Origin of the sequence: Halosolutus halophilus (assembly GCF_022869805.1) — an archaeon.
Taxonomy (GTDB): Archaea; Halobacteriota; Halobacteria; order Halobacteriales; family Natrialbaceae; genus Halosolutus; species Halosolutus halophilus.
Map to the genome: position 1 here is coordinate 3,461,794 of NZ_CP094974.1, position 22,454 is coordinate 3,484,247.

The window sequence follows — 22,454 nt, forward strand, 5'->3', positions numbered from 1 at the left end:
GTTAGGTCTTACGCGTACCGCTCGATAGCGTTCAGATGATGTCGCGAGTTCTACACGGTCGATGGAAACGCCACGAAAGCCCCGAGCGCTCGACTCCAGGGACTCGCTGTCGTTCGAAAGCTGGCAGGTGCGGCGTGCTAAATACAGAGGGTGTATTCACCATCGCGACCAGGTCATCAGAGGCGGTCCAACAGAATCAGGTATTCGAGCACCAGCCACCGAGAAATAGGCAACCGGCCACTTGAGTCAGTGTTTTCACCCTCGCCGTTGCTCATCCACCACCTCCATCCGTTCGTCGTATGTGAGCCGTAGCGCTTCGTCCTCCAACGGAATCGAGATGCGGATGCGAAGCGGGTCCTCCGAGAGGAGTTCCTCCTCGAAGCTGAGGAGGTGCGCGCGTTGTTCGTACGTGGCGAGGTCGAATTCGATGCCGTGCTCGTAATAGAACGCGATCACCGCCGGCTGTCTCGACGGGTAGAATAACGTCGGCATCCGCCACTGATATTTACACGCCTCGCAGACGTGTGAGACGAGCATCCAGAAGATCGATCCGCAGGACTCGCAGAACTGGTACTCGTCCCAATTCGGCCGGTGATTGTCGCAGATCCCGACCGAGGTGATGGGCATATCACCCGCACATTCCGGACAGACGCCGTCCATCACGGATGCTCGTCGATGAGCGCCCCAGATCCGGTCCGCTTCGTTGATTTCGTTCGGCGTGCGTCCCCGTAACCCCGACGGTGGGAACTCGTTCTTGCTGATGACGCCGGGCGGAAAGGTATCGACACACCGAGCGTCACAGTTCGTACATTCCAGATATCGCCACCCCTCCCGGTAGCTCCACTCAGGTTGCCCCCCACAGTACCAGCACGATATATCCACCGCCACCGGTTCAATCTCCGGGTCATCGATCGCGGTGCCGGAAAGCAGCATTCTGACGATCCGCTTTCCCGAATCCATGAGCTCGTATCCGTCTTCGGTCCGCCGGACGAAGTGGTCCATAAGCTCGTTCAAGTGGTAGTTGAGGCGGCCGGGATCCTCAACGCCGATGCGTTCGCGGAGTTCGGCAAACCGCATCGGCGTCTGGTCCGCGGGATCGTATGCTTCCCAGAGAACCTGTAATATTGCGAGTCTGGTCCCGTCCGAGAGGAGGTGGAACGCCTCATTTCCGGCTGACGGGTCCGGCCGTACTGGTTCGCTCGTACTCGAGGAGTCCATACACCGTAGACGTGAACGACAGTAAAGATGGTTTCCCCTTGTTAACATACGACACAAAGACGGAGACCATCAAAGGGCGTCGACGATTGACGAGGGGAGCCTCCCCGTGATGCATCGAGCGAGGAACGGTATGTGGATTTGTTTATAGAATCGCGGTTCGATCGACGTTCCAATAGAAATGTCGTTCTAATTACGCTTATTTCGATCGCTGGCAATGGTGTATCCGGAGGTGGACAGAAGTGGCACACGCTCACAGGCTGGATTGTGAAGCAGCAGCCGATTGTCGGTTCATCGTTCAATCGGAAAACGAAGAAGAGGCGGTCGAGCTGACGAAAACCCACATGCGCGACGTCCACGGGCAGGACTACACGGACGAGGAACTCCGAAGTGAACACCTGAAAATCGTATAGGAACCAATGACGACAGAAACCCGAGCGGACGCGGACCCGATCAACGAACAGAAACTGAACGAACTCGTGGAAACGTCGCTCGTCGATCTCGGCGCGACGGTCCACGCCGCGCTGGCCGTCATCGGCGACGAACTCGGACTCTATGCGGTCCTGGACGACGCTGGGCCGCTCACGTCCGCCGAGGTGGCCGAGAAAACGGACACCTCGGAACGCTACGTCCGAGAGTGGCTGCGCTCGCAGGCCGCTGGCGGGTACGTGACCTACGATCCCGAGACCGACCGCTACGAGCTCTCTCCTGAGCAGGCGTACGTTTTAGCCAACGAGGAGAGTCCGGTATTCATGCCAGGCGCGTTCCAGCTGGTCACGTCGGCGGCCAAGATCGAACCCGAACTCCGCGAAGCGTTTCGAACGGGCGAGGGCATCGGCTGGCACGAACACGACGAGGACCTGTTTCATGGCACCGAACGCTTTTTCGGACCGTCCTATGGGGCCTATCTGCTCGACTGGATCGCGTCGCTCGACGGGATGGATGCCACGCTGAAAGCGGGCGGGCGAATCGCTGACCTGGGCTGTGGACACGGCGCACCGACGATCCGCATGGCCGAAGCGTACCCTAACTCGACGGTTGTCGGTATCGACTATCACGAGGCATCGATAGAGGTGGCACGCGAACGGGCGGAAACGGCGGGCGTCAGCGACCGCGTCGACTTCGAGGTGGCGACCGCGAGGGAGTACAACGGCACCGACTACGACCTCGTAACGATGTTCAACTGCTTCCATGACATGGGCGATCCCGTCGGTGTGGCGGCCCACGTCCGGGAGACGCTTACCGACGACGGCGCGTGGATGATCGTCGAACCCTATGCCGAGGACCGGGTCGAAGACAACCTGACCCCGTTCGGCCGCCTCGCGTACTCGATCTCGACGGTGGCCTGCACGCCGAATTCGCTCAGTCAGGATGTCGGCTACGGTCTCGGCGCACAAGCGGGTGAGGAGCGGACGCGTGAAGTCGTCGCCGAAGGCGGATTTACACGCTTTCGCCGAGCGGCAGAGACGCCGACCAGTCTGGTCTTCGAAGCGAAGCCCTAGAATTAGCCAAGATCGATTGTTTCGTCGACCGTCACTGGTCAAATCGATCGTGCGAATCTAACGCCTCGCGTGTCGGCTCGGCGTCTCGGCGTGCGTGACGCTCTCGTCGAGCCTCTTCCGAGACGAACCGGGTTACAGGACGTGGTGAATACGCGCCCGCTACTCAGCACGACTCAACGGAGATGCCCTTTCCCTGACAGAAATCCCGGCGGTCAGTTCGCACTCTCTACACGACGAATCGGCCGATTCAGATTCAGCCCACTAGATAAGGAACCCGTATTGCTAACTACTGATAGCTCATTCGAGTCCGAGATCGACGTCGAAGGAGTTGCCGGGCCGCGGGACGCCCTTCGCGGTGACCGTCTCACCGTTCATGAACGACGCGGCGGGACTGATCAGGAACTGGACGACGTCGGCGATCTCCTCGCTGTGACCGATGCGCCGATCGGTCTCGTCCCGATCGGGCATCTGCTCGCTCCGGATCCCCAGCGTCTCCGCGACGCCGGGGGTCTGGATCAGGCCGGGCGCGACGCAGTTGACGCGGATGCCGTCGTCGGCCCACTCGACGGCGAGCGTCTCGGTCAGGCGGATGATCGCCGCCTTGGACGCGCCGTAGTGGCTTTCGTTGGGTGCCGGGTGCTGCCCGTTGACGCTGGAGAGGTTGACGATGACGCCCCCGTCACCCTCGCGCATCACCTCGCCCGCCAGTTGCGTGCAGTGAACGGTGCTGTTCAGGTTGAGGTCGACGATCGAGTTCCAGCCGTTTTCCGAGATGTCCTCGAACGGCGCGACGAACTCCCCGCCGGCGTTGTTCACGAGGGCGTCGATGTCGCCGAATTCCTCGGCCGTCCGATCGACGAGATCCTGGACCTGCTCGCGCTCGCGGACGTTACACTCGACGGCCAGCGCCTCGCCCGCGTCCTCGACTTCGTTGATCTCATCGGCGACCGGACCGACCCGATCGATCGATCGCGAACAGATCGCGACGTTCGCGCCGCCCGCCGCGAGCGTTTCGGCGATCGCGCGTCCGATACCCTGACTCGCACCCGTGACGATGGCGGTCTCGCCCGCCACGCCGAAGTCCGGTTCGTACATGGTGTGGACTGGGTGTCCATCGTCGTATAGTGTTACCGGTGGAAGCAGTTCTGTCGGTGGAGTTGTACGAAATTCGAGCCTATCCGAAATCCAGTGAACGGTCTATGCTCCCGTTCGGTTCCGTCGCGCGCTCAGTTCTCGATCGTCACCGCTACTTCGTTCCGCCGCATGAACGGCGGCGTCCACGGATCGTTGTACTGGAACACGACCGGGTCGTCACGACGCTCGAGGCCCCGCTCCTCGAGTTCCGCAAGCAGCGCCGCACGTGCTCGATCGACGCGAGCGGGCGTCGCGTACCAGGAGAACCGGTAGGCGGCGACCGTTCGGGACGGCTCGACGACGAGGTGCACGTCGGGGTCGGTCGGCGCGGGTGCAGTCTCCAGCGTGTACTCCGGTGGGAGGAAGAATCCCATCGTCACCGCCTCGCCCGTCCGATCGGTTCGAACGGGTGCGGTCATCGCGACGGACTCGCCGTCGCGACGGCTCGATCGACCCGGTGCGGTCGCCGAACGCCCGTGGGCACTCGTGGTCACTGGTGCGGTCATGGAAATCTCGTCGCTCGCACCGTTTTCGCCGCCGATGTACCGAAAGAGGCGTCGAAACGCCGTCCGCTCGTCCGGAGCCGTCGTCTCGACCAGCGCCGTCGCAGGATACCGTCGACGTTCGAACGGCCCGTCGCGGTCGAGCGTCTCGGACGGGACGCGCTCGGTCGTCGTGATCACGTAGAGCCCCCAGCCGATCCAGGCCGCGAGGAGGCCGGTGACGACCGAGGCAACTGCAGCGACTCGCGTTTGCATACGTCGTCTACGGTCCCGAACGGCAAAAACTCGCCAGTCGCGTGCCACCGAGATACCGCGTTTCGTATCGGCTCGAACGACCCGCTGAGCCGACTGGGATCGCGGCGCAACCGACCGCTGTGACAGTGGGTGCAGAGAAAAACGCGTCTTCGATGCCGTCGATCGGCGGCCCCTTCAGTCCTCCAGGTGGCGCTGCCACTCCTGGACTTTCGCGATCAGTTCGACCGGCGGCGTCGTGTTCACGTCGATCGACTCGAGTTCTTCGAGAACCCGTTCGGTATCTGAATCGATCGTCTCCTCGGGTTTCCCGGCGTCAGAGGGGCCCTCCGACGAGGATCGCGAACCGCCGTCCGCGTTCGCCGGACCGCGGAACTGGCCGCTCGAGACGTCGAACACCGTCTGGACGGGCTCGTTCGAGCCGCCGCCCTTGGCCTCGATCGCCTTCTCCTCGCGCAGTCGGTCGAGCACGTCCCGGGCCCGATCGACGACGGGATCGGGAACGCCGGCGAGGTCGGCGACGTGGATCCCGTAGGAGCGATCGGTGGGCCCGTCGCGAACCGTCCGCAGGAAGGTGACGTCACCGTCCCGCTCGTCCGCCGCGACGTGGACGTTGGCGACGCGGGGGAGTTTCTCGGCCAGTCCGGTCAGTTCGTGGTAGTGAGTAGCAAAGAGCGTCTTCGCCTGCACTTCGTTGTGCAGGTACTCCGTCGCGGCCCACGCGATCGAGATGCCGTCGTAGGTCGCGGTCCCGCGGCCCACCTCGTCGAGAATCACGAGGGAGTCCGCGGTCGCGGTGTGGAGGATGTTCGAGAGTTCGCTCATCTCGACCATGAACGTCGATCGACCCTGCGCGAGTTCGTCCAGTGCGCCCACGCGGGTGAAGATGCCGTCGACCAGTCCGATCTCGGCCTCCTTCGCGGGGACGAAACTGCCGATCTGGGCCAGCAGGACGATCCCGGCGACCTGTCGCATGTAGGTCGACTTCCCGGACATGTTGGGCCCCGTCACGACCAGAAAGCCGCGGTCGTCGTCGAGGCGCACGTCGTTCGGGACGAACTCCGTCGTCTGCTCGACGACCGGGTGCCGGCCCTGCTCGATCGCGAGTCGATCGCCCTGGTGCAGGTCGGGCTTGACCCAGCGGTTCTCGGCGGCGTGGGTGGCAAGGCTCGCGAGCGCGTCGATCGTCGCGAGCGTCCGGCCGACGTCCTGCAGGAGTTCGGCACTCGCTGCCACCGTCTCGCGAAGGTCCTCGAAGAGTTCGTACTCGAGTTCGCCGCGACGTTCTTCCAGCCGGAGGATCTCCCGTTCCCTGTCCTCGAGTTCGTCGGTCGTGAACCGTTTCGAGTTCTTCAGCGTCTTGATCTCCTCGTAGTAATCCGGGACGCCGTCGGCGGCGGACTTGCCGACCTGGATGTAGTAGCCGTCGGTCTTGTTCCGATCGACGGTCACGTGCGAGAGTCCGTGCTGGCGCTTCTCGCGCTCGGCGAGGTTGTCGAGCCACTGCTTGACCTCCTCGTGGCGCTCGATCACCTCGTCGAGTTCGTCGTCGAACCCCCGCTGGAAGAGTTCGCCCTGGGTCACCGTCGACGGCGGGTCCTCGGCGATCGCTTCCGCGAGCGTCGACTGGAGTTCGCTGGCGGCCTCCCGATCGGGTCGATCGACGATCCCGGAGAGCGGCGAGTCGGCTAGTTCAGGCGTCGATGCGATGGTCTCGGCGATCGCGGGCAGGATCGAGAGCGTCTCCCCGACCGACAGCAGGTCCCGCGCGTCGGCGCTCCCGTGGGTCGCCTTCGAGGCCAGTCGCTCGAGATCGGCGGCCTCCCCGAGGACGCCCTGCAGTTCGTCGCGGGCGAGCGCCGCCGACGAGAGGCGGGCGACCGATTCCTGTCGCCGTTCCAGTGTTTCGATCGAGCGGCGGGGCCGACAGAGCCACTCCTTCAGGAGCCGCCGGCCGGCACTCGTCTCGGTGTGATCGATCGTCGCGAACAGCGAGCCCTCGACGTCGCCCTGCATCGTCTCGGTCAACTCGAGGTTCCGCTGGGTGGTCGCGTCCAGCGTGACGTGGTCGTCGCCGCGGTGGGCCTGGATGCGCGTCATCGAGGCCAGCACTCCTGCGCCGGTCTCCTCGACGTAGGAGAGAATCGCGCCGGCGGCCGCGATCGTCGCCTCGCCGACCGACAGCCGATCGACGGTCTCGCGGCCGAACTGTTCGCGGGTCGCGTGGGCGGCGCGCTTCGGCGCGAACGCTTCCGTCTCGTGGAGCGTCAGCGTCGCCGCGACGCGCTCGCGGACCCGGCCCAGCACGCCGTCGTCCGATCGAACCGCCGGACCGGGTAACACCTCGACGGGATCGAACCGGTACAGTTCCGTCAGCGCCGCGTCGGCGTCGTCGGCCTCCGCGACGAGGAAACGGCCGGTCGTCACGTCCGCGAACGCGAGTCCGTAGCGGGCGTCGTCCGATCGACCGCTCGAGTCCCCGCCGCTCCCGTCGACGACGGCCGCGAGGTACTGTGCGTCGGTGTCGGTCGTCTCCAGCAGCGTCCCGGGCGTGACGACGCGGACGATTTCGCGTGCGTGGCCGGTGTCGGTCTCGTACTGGTCGGCGACGGCCACCCGGTAGCCGCGCTCGACGAGCGCCTTGAGGTAGGGCGTGAGGTCGTCGACCGGCACGCCGGCCATCGGGTACGAGGATCCGTGCGAGGACTTCTGTGATATTTTCAGGTCCAGTTCGTCGGCGACGATTTCGGCGTCCTCCGCGAAGAACTCGTAGAAGTCGCCACACTGCATCGCCAGCACGTCGGCGTCGGTCCCCTCCTTGAGCGAGAGAAACTCCCCGACGATACCCGTCGCCTCGGTCATGGTCGGTGACTGGCGGGCCACGACAAAAACCCTGCGGGATCCGCGGTGAAAGTGATCGCGCCGAACCGGTACACATGACGGCGGCTGTGACTCTCTTCGACGCGGTCGTACGGGGTTCTATTACGCTCGCCGTCGTACGTCCTTCGACCCGCCTACAATGGCTCGCCCCCGTGACCACCGTGTGCTCGTCCCGATCGACGTCCTGGGCGGCGAAAGCGTACCCCAGACGATCGTCGATGCGTTCGCGTCGGTTCCGGTCGTCCTGCTCGGCTACCGAGAGATTCCCGACCAGACCGGGACGGACCAGGCACGCGAGCAGTACGAGGACCGTGCCCGCGCCGAACTCGACGAACTCGTGACCGTCTTCGAAGACGCCGGCTGTCTCGACGTCACGTCCCGACTCGTCTTCACCCACGATCGTCTCAAGACGTTCGAACGCGTCGCCGTCGAGGCCGAGTGCGACGCGGTCTTGCTGCTCAATCCCGCACCGGTTCTCGAATCGGTGCTCGTCGCCGTCCGCAGCGACGTCAACCTCGAGTACATCGCCCGACTCCTCGGGACGCTGCTCACCGGCACCGAACTCACGGTGACGTTCTTTCACGTCGTGTCCGACGAGGCCGATCGGGACCGCGGCACCGAACTCCTCGACGCCGCGGTCGACACGTTCGCCGACGAGGGAGTCGACCGCGATCGGATCGACACCTCGCTCGCCGTAGACGGATCGCCGACGCAGGCGATTCTCGACGCCGCGGCCGATCACGACCTGCTCGTTGCCGGCGAGAGCCGGCCCTCCGTGCGCCGGTTCATCTTCCGCGATCGGGCGGAGACGCTGGCCAGGGACACGGTCGATCCGGTGCTCGTGATCCGCGGGGAATACCTCGAGCAGGACGAGGAGGAGCCTGACGAGAGTGATCGGACGGTGGTGCGAGACGATGAGGATGCGTGATCGGCCGGCGGAACGCGACGACGGCGACGTCGCCCCGTGATCCCGGCCGCTTTCTACCGGTTCGACGACTCGGGGACCACGATCCCGACCGAATCCGCGAGACCGGTCACGAGTCGTCGCCGTTAGCCGTCCGATCGGCGGACTCCTCGGAATCGTCTTCTCGCTGTCGAACGACGAGCACCGGACCGACGGAGCCGGCGGCGACGCGGTCGGCTTCCTCGCCGAAGACGAGCGATCGGAGCGACGGGGCCCGTTCGCCCATCACGACGGCGTCGTGGTCTGCCGCGGCGTCGAGGAGCGCCTCGAACGGGGGTTCGTCGACCGCGAGTTCGGTCCGGACGTCGATCCCGCGATCAGCAAGCGGCGTCGCGGCCAACTCGAGCAGTTCCCGCCCCCCCTCCTCGTCGTCGGTCGCAAGAAAAAGCGTCGCGCCGATCTCGCGATCGCCGATCAGTTCCGCGACGAACGAACAGATCCGTTCGACGGCGACGTCGCCCGTCAGCGCCACGAGGAGGCGATCGACGGGGCCGGTCGCGCCCCTGATGGCGTAGACGTCCGACCCCGTCTCCGCGGCAACTCGATCGATCGTCTGTGTTCGATCGTGCGTAAACACGAGGCGGTACTCGGCGGTCCCGTCCTCTGCTCCGAACTCCGAGGCGAGGTCCTCGAGCGCGTCGGTCGCCCGTTCTTCGTACTGCAATCGTGCCTGGTCCGGCGGCGTCTGCTCGGGAACGACGTGATAGCCCAGCACGGTCACGTTCATCGGCTGGAGCAGCGACGTCAATCCGGCCGAGACCGATTCCCCCTCGAGTATCGCCAGTGGAACGAGTATCCGTGTCATAGTTGCCCCTTCAGAGTGACGTCCCGGGCGTAGTACGCGTACCACCCGGCGGTCGCGATCATGATTCCGGTGCCGACGTACAGTGATGCGGGTTGCATGAAACCGATCAGTGCGAAGCTGCTGATCGCACCGAGTGCCGGGACGACGGGGTAGCCCGGCACCCGGAAGTCGGGATCGTACCACTCCGGCTCGTTTCGCCGCAGTGCGATCAGCGCGACGCAGATCAGCCCGTACATGATGAGATGCAGGAACGACGCCACTTCGGCGAGGAGTTCCACGCGCCCGGTCGCGGTCAGCACGAGGATCGGCCCGCCGGCCATCCCCAGCGCGGTGTGTGGGGTGCCGTACCGGAGGTTGATCCGGCTCGCCCGCCGCGGAAGGAGGGCGTCCCTCGAGACGGCGTAGATGGCCCGAGACGTGCTGAGAACCGACGCGTTGGCGCTGGACATCGTCGCGAGCAGGCCGCCGAAGACGATCGCGAACGCCCCGATCGGGCCGAGGTAGTCGCGGCCGACTTCGACCATCGCCGTCTCGCCGAACCCCGAAAGCGTCTCACTCCCGAACGCGCTGGTCGCGACGAAGATCGTCACCACGTAGAGGACGCCCACGATGAGCACCGAACCGACCATCGCAAGCGGCAGGTTCCGGCCGGGATCTTTCATCTCGCCGGCGACGGTCGCCACCTGGGCGAAGCCGAGGTACGAGGTGAACACGAGTGCGGCCGTCGTGAAGACGGGCATCGCGCCGAAGGGCGCGAACCGCTCGGGCGCCGCCGGGTCGCCCACGAGCCCGACCGACTCGAGTCCACCGTATCCGAGGAACACGATCAGTATCGACAACAACAGCGCGACGACGCCGTTCTGGAGCTTCGCCGCGTTCTCCGTCCCCGTGACGTTCAGGACGGTAAACCCCGCGCCGAAAAGCAGCGCGATCGGGATGACCAGTCCCTCACCGACCGCGATTCCGAGTTCTGCGAGCGTGTCCACGGCGTAGTAGCCGAACCCGACGAGGTAGAAGGCCGTCGCGAACACCAGCCCGAACCACAGCGAGAGGCCGACGACGGCTCCCGCAAGCGTGCCCAGACCGCGCGAAATGAAGTAGTAGCCGCCGCCACTCTTGGGCATCGCCGTCGCGAGTTCGGAGGTCGGCAACGCGACGAGCAGGGCGACGACGGCCCCGATCGAGAACGAGACTGCTGCGGCAGGACCGGCCCGACCGGCCGCGAGCCCGGGGAAGACGAAGATACCGGCCCCGATCATCGTCCCGATTCCGATCGCGAGTCCGCCGGTGAGACCGAGCGTCCGCTCGAGTTCCGACTCGTCGGTGATCGTCGCGTCGTCCGTCTCGACGGTCGGTTCGACGACGGGAGCCTCGCCTTCGACGTTCGTCCCCTCGCTCACCGACGACTCGCCGCTCATAGTTACTCTCTCTCTCGCAACGCCAGTTATGTTTACCGAGTGTTCACACGGCCCGGATCGACGGGGCTTCGGGACTCCCACGGCACCGATCGTCCCGTGGAACCGATCGATCGGCCTCCGCACCGTCGGGAGCCGATCGGATCCCGTGACCGCTATCGCGACATCGCCGTCGACGGGAGCGACCGTTCGGGCTAGTCACAGTCGATCGTCGCCGCAATCTCGACGACCGGTTCGGCGACGTCCGGACTCGAGACCTCGTAACTCAGGCCGCCACAGTTCCAGAAGACGCTCTCGATGCGACCGTCGCGATAGTAGCCGTCGTGACCGTTGATATCGACGCGTTCGAGGACGTCCTCGTTGAACGATTGCTCGTCGCGGACACTCACGTACAGTTCCCGTTCGGTCCACTCCGGATCGAGATACCACAGCGTCGTCGTCGTCACGTCCGGCATCTCGACCACCGTGACCCGATCGAGTTCGTACGGCTCCGGAAGGTCGGGCTCCGGGAGATCGTACGGGGCGACGGCTTCGGCGGCAGCGGGCGAGTCGTAGATTCCCTCGGGTTCGAGCCCGGTTTCGGTGACGGTCGCGTCGGCCGGCGGCTCGTACTGGAAGACCCCGTCGTCGAGGTCGCCGTCGATCGTCACCTCCTCGAAGGCGGCGGTCAGGCTGTGGAGTTCGGTGTTTCCGGCGGTGACCGCGTTCCGTTCCTTGACCGGGTACCGCTCCTCGTCGGTGACGTAGAGCCGCCGGGTCACCTCGGCGTCGTCGAGTTCCTCCTGTGGAACCTCTTCCAGCGGGATGACGTACCTCGTGTCCCCCACGAGGACGTCGATCGAGCGCTTGACGTCCGCGTCGGCCGGTGGCGCGACCTCGATCGCGTGTGTCTTCCGCCCGGCGACGGTTTCGGTCCCGTCGTACGTGAGACAGCACTCCTCGAGGAAGTTCTCGAGAACGAGCCGTACCCGATCGGCGAACACCCGGTGTGGGTGGTGACGTTTGGTGACTTCGTTCGCGCCCGGCTCGTACTCCCACGTGACCGGACGGGTCGTCACCGAGACAGCTCCCGGCGAAACCGTGGTGTTCGTCGCGTCGAGCACTTCGAGCCGCTTTTTCGCCGGTGGCCGCTCGTAGACGCGTTCGGTCCGCTTCATCCCTCCATCGTCGGCGGTGGCGGTGACGGTCCGGCGACCAGCGATCGAGTCGACGCCGGTACGCGTCTCGATGGCGTCGCGAATCAGATCTTCGGGTTCGGGATCGACGCTGCGCTCGACGGTGGTCGAACAGCCGGCAAGCGCAACGGCCGCGCCGACTGCGAGCAACCGACGGCGGTTCATGGAGGGTGATATTCACGATCGGTTATAAGTTAGTTGTTTTCACGATCGGCCGTGATGCAGGCTGGTCGTTTCGGGACGGCTCGTTCGAGTCGGGCAGTCGCTCAAAACAGGAGCCCGCCGAGCGGCACGTCCTCGTCGGGTTCGACGAGGACCGGATACTCGTCTTCGTCGGGGACGCCGACGGTCAGCGCCTCGGATTTGAACCCGGCGATCCGGACCGAGCCGAGGTTCGTCGCGCAGAGGACCTGCCGCCCCACGAGGTCCGCGGGGTCGTAGTGGTGATCCAGTTGGGCGGCGGACTGGATCTCCCCGAACTCGTCGCCCAGATCGATCCAGAGCTTGGTCATCTTCGGCTTGTTCGCCTCAGGGAACGACTCGGCCTCGAGCACTTCTCCCACGCGGATCTCGACGTCGAACGGATTCTCGACCATGTTCCCCGATATCGATTGGGACGGGAAAAGATCGTTCGGGTGACGGCGAGTTAGTCGAGCAGACCGTCGACCAGCAGCGATAGGCTCTGGTCGCCGTCAGCCGTCGTGTCGGGAATCGCGAGCATGAACGTCTCGATCCCGACGTCGACGTACTCGTCGAGTCGCTCCCGGATCTCCGCCGGCGTCCCCGTCGGCGCCGACTCGACGTAGCCCGAGAGGAAGAACTCGCGGGGGTCGCTCGGTTCGTCGGGCAGGTACTCTGCTCTGAACCGCTCCCGTTTCTCCTCGGCCGCGTCGGTCGTCTCGCCGACGAAGGCGAACAGTTCGGCGGACTTGTCGATCTCTTCGAACCGCCGCGCGTCGCAGTAGTCGCCCAGCACGTCGAGTTTCTCCGCGAACCCCTCGGGCTCGAGGGTGCCGTAGTTCCAGCCGTCGGCCAGTTCGGCGGTGTACCGGAGGGTGAACTCCTCTCCCCCGCCACCCACCCAGATCGGCGGGTGCGGGTCCTGCACCGGCCGGGGCTCGCAGAACGCGTCCGCGAGGTCGACGTCGAGATACTCGCCCTCGTGACTGTACGTCTCGTTCGTCCACAGCCCTCGCAGTATCACGATCGTTTCGGCGAGTCGTCGTATCCGCTCCGCCGGAGGGTCCCGAAACTCGTAGCCGAAGCGCTCGTACTCGTCGGCGTACCATCCCGCCCCGAGACCGAGGTCGAGACGCCCGTCGCTGACGTGATCGACCGTCGTCGCCATCTTGGCCAGCAGCGCGGGATGTCGGTACGATTGGCTCGTGACCAGCGTGCCGACGCGGACTCGATCGGTCGCTTCGGCGATCGCAGCCAGGGTCGTCCAGCACTCGTGAGCGCCGCGACGAGGGTCGCCGATCCACGACTGGAAGTGATCCTCGAGCCACACCGCGTCGTAGCCCCGGGTCTCGGCTTCGATCGCGACGTCGCGAACCGTTCCAACGTCGGCGCCGTACTGGGGGAGGATGACGCCGACGTCGGCACCGAGCCCGCTCATTCGCCCGCGTCCTCTGTTACGGAGTGGTTGACCGCGCCGGGACCCCGGCCGACGTCGTAGTGGTGCTCGATCGCGCGGGCGAGGAAGTCAGTCGCGCCCTCGACGGCGGTGTCGAGTTCCTCGCCACGGGCCAGTCGGGCCGCGACGGCGGCCGCGAGCGTACACCCAGAGCCGTGCGTCGCATCGGTGTCGACGCGATCGTGTTCGAACGTCGTCGCGTCGTCGGCCGTCACGAGCACGTCCCGTACCGTCTCGCCGGGGACGTGGCCGCCCTTGACCAGCGCGGCGTCGGCACCCATCTCGAGGAGTGCGTCGCCCGCTTCGCGCGCGCTCGATCGATCCTCGACCGCGATGCCGGTCAGAACGTCTGCCTCGTCCGTGTTCGGCGTGACGACCGTCGCCTCGGCGATCAGGTCCTCGTAGGCCCGTTCGGCCTCGGGTTCGAGCAGCCGATCGCCGGACGTCGCGACCATGACGGGGTCGACGATCAGCGGGAACTCGAACCGGGTTGCGTAGTCGGCCACCGTCTCGACGATCTCGGTCGTCGCGAGCATCCCGGTCTTGGCCGCGCCGACCGCGAAGTCGTCCGTGACCGCGTCGATCTGGGCCGCGACCTCCGCGACCGGCAGCACGAACGAGGATTCGACGCCGCGGGTGTGCTGGGCGGTGACGGCGGTGATCGCCGACGTGCCGTAGACTCCGTGGGTCGCCATCGTCGCGAGGTCCGCCTGGATCCCGGCCCCGCCGCCGGAGTCGCTGCCCGCGATCGTCAGCGCTACGGGACGCGTTTCGGGTACTGGCGTCTTCATGGACGAGAATATTCGGCGGTTATACAAAGCAGTGATGGTCCGATCAATGACCGAAGCCACGATTCCGGATCGAACTCGCGAACACGTCGATCGGCACAGTAGTTTCAAGTCGCCGTAGCGCGATCGTCGCCCCGTGACCGATCTCGATCCCGACGTCGAACTCGTTCCCGGGACCGACGACGTCTACCGCGTCGACGGTCGGATGTTCCACCAGGCCGGCCAGCTCGCCGTCTACCTTCTGGACACACCGCAGCCGGCGCTGATCGATACCGGGACGGCGAACACCACGCCGGACGCCGTCCTCGCCGCGCTGGACGAACTCGACATCGATCGCGCGGACCTCGCGCACCTGATCCCGACGCACGTCCACCTCGACCACGCGGGCGGCACGGGCGAACTGGCGGCCGCGTGCCCGAACGCCACCGTCCACTGTCACGAGCGCGGGATCGACTACCTCACCGACCCGGACCTGCTCGAGAAGCTGAAACGGGGCGTCGAGAAGGCCATCGGCATGCCGGAACCGTACGGCGACCCCGACCTCGTCCCCGCCGATCGGGCCCGGGCGCTCGGCGACGGCGATTCGATCGACCTCGGCGATCGATCGCTCTCGGTCCACGACGCGCCGGGTCACGCACCACACCAGGCCGCGTTCTTCGACGAGACGACGGGGGTGCTGTTCACCGCCGATGCCGCGGGGATGCTGTTCGACGGCGACGTCTATCCGACGACCCAGCCGCCGAGTTTCGACCTCGAAGACGCCGTCGCAACCGTCGAGCGGTTGCAGACCCTCGAACCGGCCGTGAACTGCTACCCACACTTCGGGGTCGCATCCGACGCGATGGCTCGGCTCGAGACCTACGAGCGCACGCTCCCGGGGTGGGTCGAAGCGGTCGAAGACGCCGCCCAGCGGCTCGACACGGACGATCCGATCGCGATCGCCAACGAACTCCGATCGGAGTGGGGCAGCGTGGGACTCGAGGGCGACGTCGCCGGCGTGCTGAAGTACCTGGAAGAGTCGTAACGTCGGCGTACCCGGAGCGAAGACCGTTACTCGCCCGCGAGTTCGGCGTAGGCCGCCCACGACGGGTCGACGCCCGGGTGTTCGAGCCGATCGCCGTCGACGAGCACCTCCCCGCCGGCGTCCGCGTCTCCGCGGTCGTCCGGTACGTCTTTCCCCCCGTCCGGGATCGACTCGACGCGTCCGATCTCGGCTGCGACCGTTCCCCGATCCTCGAGGGCGGCGAGCACGTCGTCCACGCCGTCGGGGTCGACCGCGATCACGAGCGAGCCGCAGCTGGTCGCCGCCCAGGGGTCCATCTCGAGGGCGTCACACACCTCGCGAACGCCGGGTCGCATCGGGACCGGATCGCGATCGATCGCGAACCGTACGCCGGCACCGTCGGCCATCTCGTTGAGCGCGCCGGCGAGTCCGCCCTCGGTGACGTCGTGCACGGCCGTCACGGGACCCGCGGCCGCGGCGGCGAGGGCGTCGCGGACGGCGTACACCTCGTCGAGTCGATCCTGGGCGGCCGCGATCACGTCGTCCGGGAGGTCGAGTTGCTCCGGGAAGAGCGTGCTCAGGAGGCCGACGGCCTCGACGGCGGGGCCGGTCGTCAGGACGAGTCGATCGCCCTCGCGGGCCCCGTCCGGCCGGACGACGGCGTCGTGGTCGCCGACGCCCATCGCGGTCGCCGCGCCGACCCACGGGTAGGACGAATCCGAGTAGCGGGCCGTGTGGCCCGTGACGATCGCCACGCCGAGGGCCGCACATTCCGCGTGGATCGCCTCCCAGACCGTCGCGAACTCGTCGTCGGTCATCGCCTCGGGGAGGGTAAAACAGATCGAGAGGTGCGAGGGGGAGACGCCGCTGACGGCCACGTCGGCGAGGATCAGATCCAGCGCGAACCGGGCCGCCCGCTCGAACCCGATCGATGGCAGGATCGACACCGGGTCGGTCGCGGTCACCAGCGCCTGCCCGCCGATATCGAGGACGCCGAAGTCGACGCCGTGGCTGGGACCGAGGCGGACGTCGCTGCGATCCGCGCCGAGGTTCGGCGCGACGTGACGGTCGAAGAAGGTCCGATCGATCTTGCCGAGGTCGCTCACACGCGAAGGGTTTCGTCGATCGATCATGAGTGTGCTGGTCCCGTCGCCAGCGTCGCCGGATCGATTCCCACTCGCCTTTACCCACCGCCGTCGTAGCCGCGGCCATGCACGGAACCGGAGTGCCGATCGTCACGCCGTTCGACGAGTCGGGATCGATCGACGAGTCGACGCTGACCGACCTCGTCCGCTGGCTCGAAGGCGCCGGAATCGACTTCCTCGTCCCCTGTGGCTCGACCGGCGAAGCGCCGCTGTTGACGCCCGACGAACGCGTACGGCTCGTCGAGATCGTCTCCGAGGCGACGGATCTCCCCGTGGTCGCGGGAACGGGTCACGAGGGGTTCGACCCGACGCTCGAGACGACCGTACGCGCCGCGGAGGCGGGAGCCGACGCTGCGCTCGTCGTCACGCCGTCGTACTACGGGTCGGACGACGAGGTACTCGCCGCGTACTACCGCGACCTCGCCGACGCGTCGCCGATCCCGATCTACCTCTACAGCGTCCCCAAGTTCACCGACCGCGCGCTCTCGCCGGATACGGCTGCGGCGCTCGCGACTCACGACGACATCGCGGGAATCAAGGATTCCAGCGGGAGCCTCGAATCGCTCCAGCGACTCGTCCGCCTGACCCGCGGCGAGGAGTTTTCGGTCCTGGTCGGGAGCGGCAGCGTCTACGCGGCCGGCCTCGCGATCGGTGCCGACGGCGGCGTGCTCGCCGTGGCGAACGTCGCACCCGAACGGGCGAGCGCGATCTACCGCGCCCACCGGGACGATCGCGCCGCGGAGGCACGATCGCGCAACATGGACCTGGTCGAACTCAACCGGGCCGTGACGGCCCGCTACGGCGTCCCCGGCGTGAAGGCCGCGCTCTCGCTCCGCGAACGGCCCGTCGGGACGCCCCGGCGACCGCTTCGCCCGCTCGACGACGCGGCCGTCGCCGACCTCGAATCGGTTCTCGCGGAGACGATCGAGGGGTAGTCGATCGCCCGGCCGCGGAATCGATCACCCGACGTCCACCCGATCGTCCGTCACGATTCGGTCGCCCCGTCACGTCCCGATCGCCCCGTCACGTAACCGATTCCCCCGACGTATCCGGGAAACGAAAACGATACTGGTTTCTGAAAACGATGAAGTGGTCACCGGACATAGCGGTGGTAGATGGCGTACTCGCCCCGTTTGGAGCCCGGTTCGGCGATCGAATTTTCGACGACCGAACTGACGGGAGCGCTAGGTGATTCGGTTACGGTCCTCCCGTTGCTGGTGGCGCTCGCCGCGACGACGACCGTCTCGCTCCCGCACGTCCTCGTGGGGTTCGGCGTCTTCCAGATCGTCTGGGGCCTTCACTACGGCCTGCCGCTGTCCGTCGAGCCGATGAAGGCGCTGGTCGGGCTGGCGATCGTCGGCTCGCTCTCCTATCCCGAACTGGCCGCCGCGGGACTGCTCGCCGGCGGGGTATTGCTCTCGATCGGCCGTCTCGGCCTCGTCGATCGGCTCCAGCGGGTCGTCGGCGAACCTGTCGTTCGCGGCGTCCAGTTCGCCGTCGCGTTGCTGTTGCTCCAGGCCGCGATCGGACTCTCGCTGGAGAACGTCCCGATCGCCGCGGCTGGGCTCGCGATCGTCGCCACGCTCGCGCTCGCGGGCTATCGCCAGTCGAGCGTCCTGGTCGTCCTCGGGCTCGGGGGCCTCGCCGCGGTCGCCACGACCGGCGTTCCGACGCCGACGGTCCCGCGGGCCACCCTCTTCCCGGCCGGAACGCCGACGCTCAACGCGGCTGCACTCGAGGGCACCGTCGCCCAGCTGGGGATGACGATCGGCAACGCGGCAATCGCGACGGCGCTGCTCTGCGGGGATCTCTACGACCGGGACGTCTCGGCCGACGCCCTCTCTCAGAGCATGGGCGTCACCTGCCTGGCGGCGATCCCGATCGGCGGCATCCCGATGTGCCACGGCAGCGGCGGCCTCGCGGGCAAGTACGCCTTCGGCGCTCGTACTGGCGGTGCGAACGTCCTGCTGGGCGTAGGCTACCTCGCGCTCGCGCTGGTCGCCGCGGGGGCTCTCCTCGCGGCGTTCCCGCTCGCGCTGCTCGGCGTCCTGCTCGTGGTCGTCGCCCTCGAACTCGGCCGGGCCGCGTTCGACCCCGTCAGCGATGCGCAATCGATCGCCCTCGTCGCCGGTGTCGGCCTCGTCGGCGTCGTCGTCAACGTCGGGGTCGCGTTCGGGCTCGGCGCCGTGGCGTTCTGGCTGCTCGATCGATAGCCGTCTCCGGCGACCACGGCGCTGCGAGACGGACGGTCTTTTTCACCCCGCGCGTCCAACCACCGCCGATGACCGCGAGCTGGAGCGACCTGTTCGATCGGAGCCGCGAGTACGACGTCGACCTCGAGGCCGTCCGGGAGGCGTGCGACGAACTGGAGGATGGAATCGATGGCTGAGGGGTCGAACGCGGCCCGCGTCGTGGCCGACGCGGACGTGCTGGCGGCCGACCTGCTCGTCGGCGGGGCGGCCCGCGAGGCACTCGATCACGTTCGCCGCCACTCCTGGGTCGAACTCGTCGCGAGCGACTCGCTGCTCGATCGGACGGAACGCGTCGTCGCGCGGCTCGCCGACCCGGACCTCGCGGCCGCCCATCGGGACCGTCTCGCAGCCGATCGGATCGCGGTCGATCACCCGGAGGAGGATCACCCGGCGCTGGCCTCGGCCTACCAGGGCAACGCGGCCCATCTGCTCTCCTACGACGAACGCCTCCGGTCGGCGAAAGCCGGCCTCTCCCTCCAACCCCGGGTGTCCGTCAGCGTCCGGCCGCCGGACGCGTTCGCCCAGCTGTTCGATCCCGAAAGTCTCTACGAGGCCGTCGAGGGTGGCTCGTATCCGGGGCCCGATCGGGATCCGCGGGCATGATCGGCACCGTCACTCGGCCTCCGGTTTCCGCGCTTCGATCCGTGCGGAGACGATCGGCAGGTCGTCGGTCCACTCGCCCTCGATCGTGATCGAGACGTCGACGAAGCCCGCGTCGTCGAGCCAGCGGTCCATCTCGTCGATCGTCGCAGCACCGCCCACGCAGGCGGTGACGGCCTCGGGATTCTCCCGGACTTCGTCGGGAAGCGGCTCGGTCGCGACGAGGTCCGATATCGCGAGCCTGCCGCCGGGTCGAAGCACCCGGAACGCCTCCGCGAGCACCCGCGGCTTCTCGGGCGAGAGGTTGACGACGCAGTTCGAGATGATCGCGTCGATCGTCCCGTCCGCGACCGGCAGGTGCTCGATCTCGCCGAGCCGAAACTCGACGTTCTCGAGGTCGCTCTCGCGGGCGTTCGCCCGGGCCTTCTCGAGCATCTCGGGCGTCATGTCGACGCCGATCGCGCGTCCCTCGGGGCCGACCTCGCGCGCCGCGAGGAAGCAGTCGAACCCGCCGCCTGAGCCGAGGTCGAGTACCGTCTCGCCGACCTCAAGGTTCGAGATCGCGATCGGGTTCCCACAGCCCAGTCCGAGATTTGCGTCGTCGGGAGTCCCCTCGAGATCGGTCGCGTCGTAGCCGATCGAGCGGGCCCGATCGCTGGCCGTCTCGTCGGCCTCGATGGTGGTGTCGTCCGTGCCACAGCAGTCGCAGTCGGTACTCGCGATCGACCCGTACTCATCGCGGACGGTCGATCGGCGGGTCGTCGGGTCGGTATCGGTCGGTGTCGTCTCGTCCGTCGTCGGTGCGGTCGGTGTCTCGTCTGTCATCGTGTTGGTGTCCGTGTGTCGTTCGTCGTCGGTACAGGTTCGCCGTCAGTCGTCGTCCGGAACGTCCACGGCCGCGGCGACGTCGAGCAACTCGAAGACCGCGGTGTCGGCGATCCGGTAGTACGTCCATCGGCCCTTCTTTCGGCTCTTGACCAGGCCGGCCTCACGGAGCGTCCGGAGGTGCGTCGCAACCGTCGACTGCGGTGCGTCGAGGACGACCTGCAACTCGCAGACGCACCGCTCGCCGTCGCGGAGCGCTTCGAGGATCCGGACCCGGTGTTCGTTCGCGAGCGCGCCGTAGACCGCCGTTTGCGTCTCGACTCGCTCCGCGTCCGATCGCAACCCCTCGAGATCCGCGACGGGGTCCGCCACGTCGTCGCGCAGTTGTTCGACCGTGCAACAGGCGTCCGCGAGGTGGTCATCGTCCGACGACATATCGGGTTTTCCCAATCTGTATTTTCGACGTCGTGCAGCTATTCGTCATCTCGTGTCTCCACGTCCCACATCGAGATACTCCGATATAAGTCTAGGGTTGCGCTCCACGCCCTCGAATAATCCACCTACTGGTTAGAATCGGCGGGACCTCCGGAATGATCAGATCGAGAAATTACGATATCAGTCGTGGCGATCGGCGTACCACTCCACGAACTCGGCCAGCGCCCGGCCCCGGTGTGAAATCGCGTTCTTCTCCGCGGTGCTCATCTCGGCCATCGTCTGGCCGTTGTACTCGAAGATCGGATCGTAACCGAACCCGCCTTCGCCGCGCGGCGCGACGAGCGTGCCGGCGACCGATCCCGCGAACGTCTCGACGCCGACGGCTGGTGCGTCGCTCTCCGCGTCGCTCGAGGTCCGTGGGACCTCGCTCCCCGCGTAGGCCAGTACCGTCCGAAATCGCGCCCGTCGGTTCTCTTCCCCCTTCGCCAGTCGCCAGAGTCGATCGACCCCGACCGTCTCTTCGACGTACGCCGAGTACGGACCGGGGAAGCCACCGAGCGCGTCGACGAACAGACCCGCGTCGTCGACGAGGACCGGGTCCTCGCCCCCGAGCGCCTCGAACGCCTCGCGTGCGCCGTGGGCCGCGATGTCCGCGAGCGAGTCGCTCTGGATCTCGGTGTAGTCGTACGCGACCTGTTCGACGTCGTCGATCCCGTCGAGATACTCGCGCGCTTCCTCGACCTTGCCCTCGTTTCCCGTGACGAAGCGGATGGTCATGTACGACTGGCCGGCCGGCGGTGGCAAAATCCCGTCGGTTAGCTCGCGGCGCTTCCGGCACCGGTCGGCGACGCACGGAAGTGCTCTGCCCGCCAACCCTGCTGCAGTGTGACCGCACCCCACGATCGGATCCACGCGAGAAAACCCACTCAGGACACCGCCCGGTGGTCGATCGGGACGATCGAACGGATCGACGACCGGGACGGCCACTGCGTGGTCGCCGTCCGGACCGCGGCCGGGGAGACGATCGAACTCGTCGTCACGGCCGCGGTCCGAGACCTGGTCCTGCGTAGGCTGGATCTCGACGGGGACGCGTCCCCGGTCGGCGAACGGGTCTGGTATCGCAAACACGGCGGTCGGGCGTAGAGACGGCGATCGAACGCACGGACAGCAGTCGGGCGGCGGGACGGCGATCGGATGACTCGACCGCTGTCGGGCCGGTTCCCGGTTCGCGCTCACAACTCGAGTTCGCCCATCACCGTCGCCTCGGCCTTCCGGAGGTGTTCGGCGGCCGTCCCCGGTGCACAGTCCAGTTCCGCCGCCACGTCCTCGACGCTCGCCGATCGCGGCACGTCGAAGTACCCCAGGTCGCGAGCGACCCGGAGCGCTTCGCGCTGGCGGGCAGTGAGCGCCCCGATGACAGCGTCGCCGCCGTCGTACTCGCCGACTCCGTCGACGGTCGGCTCGATCCCATCGGGGATCTGTGCCAGCGATCGCTTGAGGTCGTCGGACTCGCCGGCGACGGAAAAGCGGACCGACCAGTCCGATCGGTACTCGAGCGGCGGGAGCGGAACGAGACTCCCCTGCGAGAACGTGTCGATCAACTGGCTGCCGACGTCGTCGGGGACGTCGCGGACGTAGACCGAGAACGATCGGTCACCCGTCCGGGTGAGGTCGTACGATTCGACGCCGCCGAACTCCGTGAGGGCGGTCTCGTATACGTCGGGGTCGCCCACGACGTGAAAGATGAACGCGTGCTCGTCGGCACCGGAGAAGTTCCCGTGGACCATCCGATAGTCCCCGAAGGCGTCGTGATCCGAGACGAACCGGCGCATCGGATGGACCGTCTCGGCGTCGTGCCGGAGGGTGAGCCGAACGGCCTTCATGGCCGTACGGTTCAGGAGGGTGATATAAATAGCCTAGCGCGT

General features: G+C 66.8%; 22 protein-coding genes and 1 pseudogene. 8 read left to right on the plus strand and 15 right to left on the minus strand.

The window, feature by feature from the left end; all coding sequences use genetic code 11:
- Positions 1-255: 255 nt before the first annotated feature.
- On the minus strand, positions 256-1,218 hold the full coding sequence (locus MUG98_RS17025; RefSeq protein WP_265108625.1) for a winged helix-turn-helix domain-containing protein: 963 nt from the start codon (positions 1,216-1,218) through the stop codon (positions 256-258).
- A gap of 239 nt (positions 1,219-1,457) precedes the next feature.
- On the opposite strand from MUG98_RS17025, the gene MUG98_RS17030 reads away from it, so the two are divergent.
- Positions 1,458-1,628 (plus strand): DUF1059 domain-containing protein, encoded by a 171-nt coding sequence (locus MUG98_RS17030; RefSeq protein WP_265108626.1) that lies wholly within the window; start codon positions 1,458-1,460, stop codon positions 1,626-1,628.
- A 6-nt stretch (positions 1,629-1,634) separates the two neighbouring features.
- Positions 1,635-2,717, plus strand: coding sequence for a class I SAM-dependent methyltransferase (locus MUG98_RS17035; RefSeq protein ID WP_265108627.1), 1,083 nt, complete (start codon positions 1,635-1,637; stop codon positions 2,715-2,717).
- 297 nt (positions 2,718-3,014) lie between these two features.
- On the opposite strand, the gene MUG98_RS17040 is transcribed toward MUG98_RS17035, so the two are convergent.
- The 3 genes from MUG98_RS17040 to mutS form a co-directional block, all read right to left on the minus strand.
- Positions 3,015-3,812 carry an SDR family NAD(P)-dependent oxidoreductase gene (locus MUG98_RS17040; protein WP_265108628.1) on the minus strand — a complete coding sequence of 266 codons (798 nt, stop codon included), beginning with the start codon at positions 3,810-3,812 and terminating at the stop codon, positions 3,015-3,017.
- Between the two features lie 131 nt (positions 3,813-3,943).
- Positions 3,944-4,609, minus strand: a complete 666-nt coding sequence (locus MUG98_RS17045) for an SOUL family heme-binding protein (protein ID WP_265108629.1) — start codon at positions 4,607-4,609, stop codon at positions 3,944-3,946.
- Positions 4,610-4,783: 174 nt separating this feature from the next.
- On the minus strand, positions 4,784-7,468 hold the full coding sequence (mutS, locus tag MUG98_RS17050) for a DNA mismatch repair protein MutS (protein ID WP_265108630.1): 2,685 nt from the start codon (positions 7,466-7,468) through the stop codon (positions 4,784-4,786).
- Positions 7,469-7,625: 157 nt separating this feature from the next.
- Here mutS and MUG98_RS17055 point away from each other — a divergent pair, with 157 nt between their 5' ends.
- Positions 7,626-8,414, plus strand: coding sequence for a universal stress protein (locus tag MUG98_RS17055; protein ID WP_265108631.1), 789 nt, complete (start codon positions 7,626-7,628; stop codon positions 8,412-8,414).
- Positions 8,415-8,520: 106 nt separating this feature from the next.
- Here the strand turns inward: MUG98_RS17055 and MUG98_RS17060 are convergent, their stop codons facing one another.
- The 6 genes and pseudogenes from MUG98_RS17060 to thiD form a co-directional block, all read right to left on the minus strand.
- Positions 8,521-9,255 carry a universal stress protein gene (locus tag MUG98_RS17060; protein WP_265108632.1) on the minus strand — a complete coding sequence of 245 codons (735 nt, stop codon included), beginning with the start codon at positions 9,253-9,255 and terminating at the stop codon, positions 8,521-8,523.
- The gene (locus MUG98_RS17065) at positions 9,252-10,673 is read right to left on the minus strand and encodes an APC family permease (RefSeq protein WP_265108633.1); all 1,422 of its coding nucleotides are present in this window, start codon (positions 10,671-10,673) and stop codon (positions 9,252-9,254) included. Before MUG98_RS17065 ends, MUG98_RS17060 begins: the two co-directional genes overlap by 4 nt.
- Before the next feature lie 191 nt (positions 10,674-10,864).
- Positions 10,865-12,010, minus strand: coding sequence for a LolA family protein (locus MUG98_RS17070; RefSeq protein ID WP_265108634.1), 1,146 nt, complete (start codon positions 12,008-12,010; stop codon positions 10,865-10,867).
- A gap of 101 nt (positions 12,011-12,111) precedes the next feature.
- Positions 12,112-12,441, minus strand: coding sequence for a tRNA-binding protein (locus tag MUG98_RS17075; protein WP_265108635.1), 330 nt, complete (start codon positions 12,439-12,441; stop codon positions 12,112-12,114).
- 50 nt (positions 12,442-12,491) lie between these two features.
- Positions 12,492-13,463, minus strand: coding sequence for an LLM class flavin-dependent oxidoreductase (locus MUG98_RS17080; RefSeq protein ID WP_265108636.1), 972 nt, complete (start codon positions 13,461-13,463; stop codon positions 12,492-12,494).
- 17 nt (positions 13,464-13,480) lie between these two features.
- Positions 13,481-14,272 (minus strand): annotated as a pseudogene (thiD, locus tag MUG98_RS17085) (bifunctional hydroxymethylpyrimidine kinase/phosphomethylpyrimidine kinase); the annotation flags it as partial.
- A gap of 133 nt (positions 14,273-14,405) precedes the next feature.
- Here thiD and MUG98_RS17090 point away from each other — a divergent pair.
- Complete coding sequence (locus MUG98_RS17090) at positions 14,406-15,293, plus strand: MBL fold metallo-hydrolase (RefSeq protein WP_265108637.1); 888 nt, start codon at positions 14,406-14,408, stop codon at positions 15,291-15,293.
- 26 nt (positions 15,294-15,319) lie between these two features.
- On the opposite strand, the gene MUG98_RS17095 is transcribed toward MUG98_RS17090, so the two are convergent.
- Positions 15,320-16,378: an AIR synthase family protein gene (locus MUG98_RS17095; protein WP_265108638.1), complete on the minus strand. Its 1,059-nt coding sequence runs from the start codon at positions 16,376-16,378 to the stop codon at positions 15,320-15,322.
- Between the two features lie 104 nt (positions 16,379-16,482).
- Here MUG98_RS17095 and MUG98_RS17100 point away from each other — a divergent pair, with 104 nt between their 5' ends.
- The 3 genes from MUG98_RS17100 to MUG98_RS17110 all read left to right on the plus strand — a co-directional run bounded on the left by MUG98_RS17100 (position 16,483) and on the right by MUG98_RS17110 (position 19,272).
- Positions 16,483-17,352 (plus strand): dihydrodipicolinate synthase family protein, encoded by an 870-nt coding sequence (locus MUG98_RS17100; RefSeq protein WP_265108639.1) that lies wholly within the window; start codon positions 16,483-16,485, stop codon positions 17,350-17,352.
- Positions 17,353-17,532: 180 nt separating this feature from the next.
- Positions 17,533-18,630 (plus strand): putative sulfate/molybdate transporter, encoded by a 1,098-nt coding sequence (locus MUG98_RS17105; RefSeq protein WP_265108640.1) that lies wholly within the window; start codon positions 17,533-17,535, stop codon positions 18,628-18,630.
- A 168-nt stretch (positions 18,631-18,798) separates the two neighbouring features.
- Complete coding sequence (locus tag MUG98_RS17110) at positions 18,799-19,272, plus strand: DUF7384 family protein (RefSeq protein ID WP_265108641.1); 474 nt, start codon at positions 18,799-18,801, stop codon at positions 19,270-19,272.
- A gap of 9 nt (positions 19,273-19,281) precedes the next feature.
- On the opposite strand, the gene arsM is transcribed toward MUG98_RS17110, so the two are convergent.
- From arsM to rdgB, 3 genes are all read right to left on the minus strand, one after another.
- Positions 19,282-20,094, minus strand: coding sequence for an arsenite methyltransferase (arsM, locus tag MUG98_RS17115; RefSeq protein ID WP_265108642.1), 813 nt, complete (start codon positions 20,092-20,094; stop codon positions 19,282-19,284).
- Between the two features lie 45 nt (positions 20,095-20,139).
- The gene (locus MUG98_RS17120) at positions 20,140-20,529 is read right to left on the minus strand and encodes an ArsR/SmtB family transcription factor (RefSeq protein ID WP_265108643.1); all 390 of its coding nucleotides are present in this window, start codon (positions 20,527-20,529) and stop codon (positions 20,140-20,142) included.
- Positions 20,530-20,709: 180 nt separating this feature from the next.
- A complete protein-coding gene (gene rdgB, locus MUG98_RS17125; RefSeq protein WP_265108644.1) occupies positions 20,710-21,306 on the minus strand; it encodes an RdgB/HAM1 family non-canonical purine NTP pyrophosphatase in 597 nt (198 codons plus the stop codon).
- A 108-nt stretch (positions 21,307-21,414) separates the two neighbouring features.
- Here rdgB and MUG98_RS17130 point away from each other — a divergent pair, with 108 nt between their 5' ends.
- Positions 21,415-21,672 carry a DUF7861 family protein gene (locus tag MUG98_RS17130; RefSeq protein ID WP_265108645.1) on the plus strand — a complete coding sequence of 86 codons (258 nt, stop codon included), beginning with the start codon at positions 21,415-21,417 and terminating at the stop codon, positions 21,670-21,672.
- Positions 21,673-21,761: 89 nt separating this feature from the next.
- Here MUG98_RS17130 and MUG98_RS17135 read toward each other — a convergent pair whose 3' ends face one another.
- Positions 21,762-22,412 carry a helix-turn-helix domain-containing protein gene (locus MUG98_RS17135; RefSeq protein ID WP_265108646.1) on the minus strand — a complete coding sequence of 217 codons (651 nt, stop codon included), beginning with the start codon at positions 22,410-22,412 and terminating at the stop codon, positions 21,762-21,764.
- Positions 22,413-22,454: the final 42 nt, after the last annotated feature.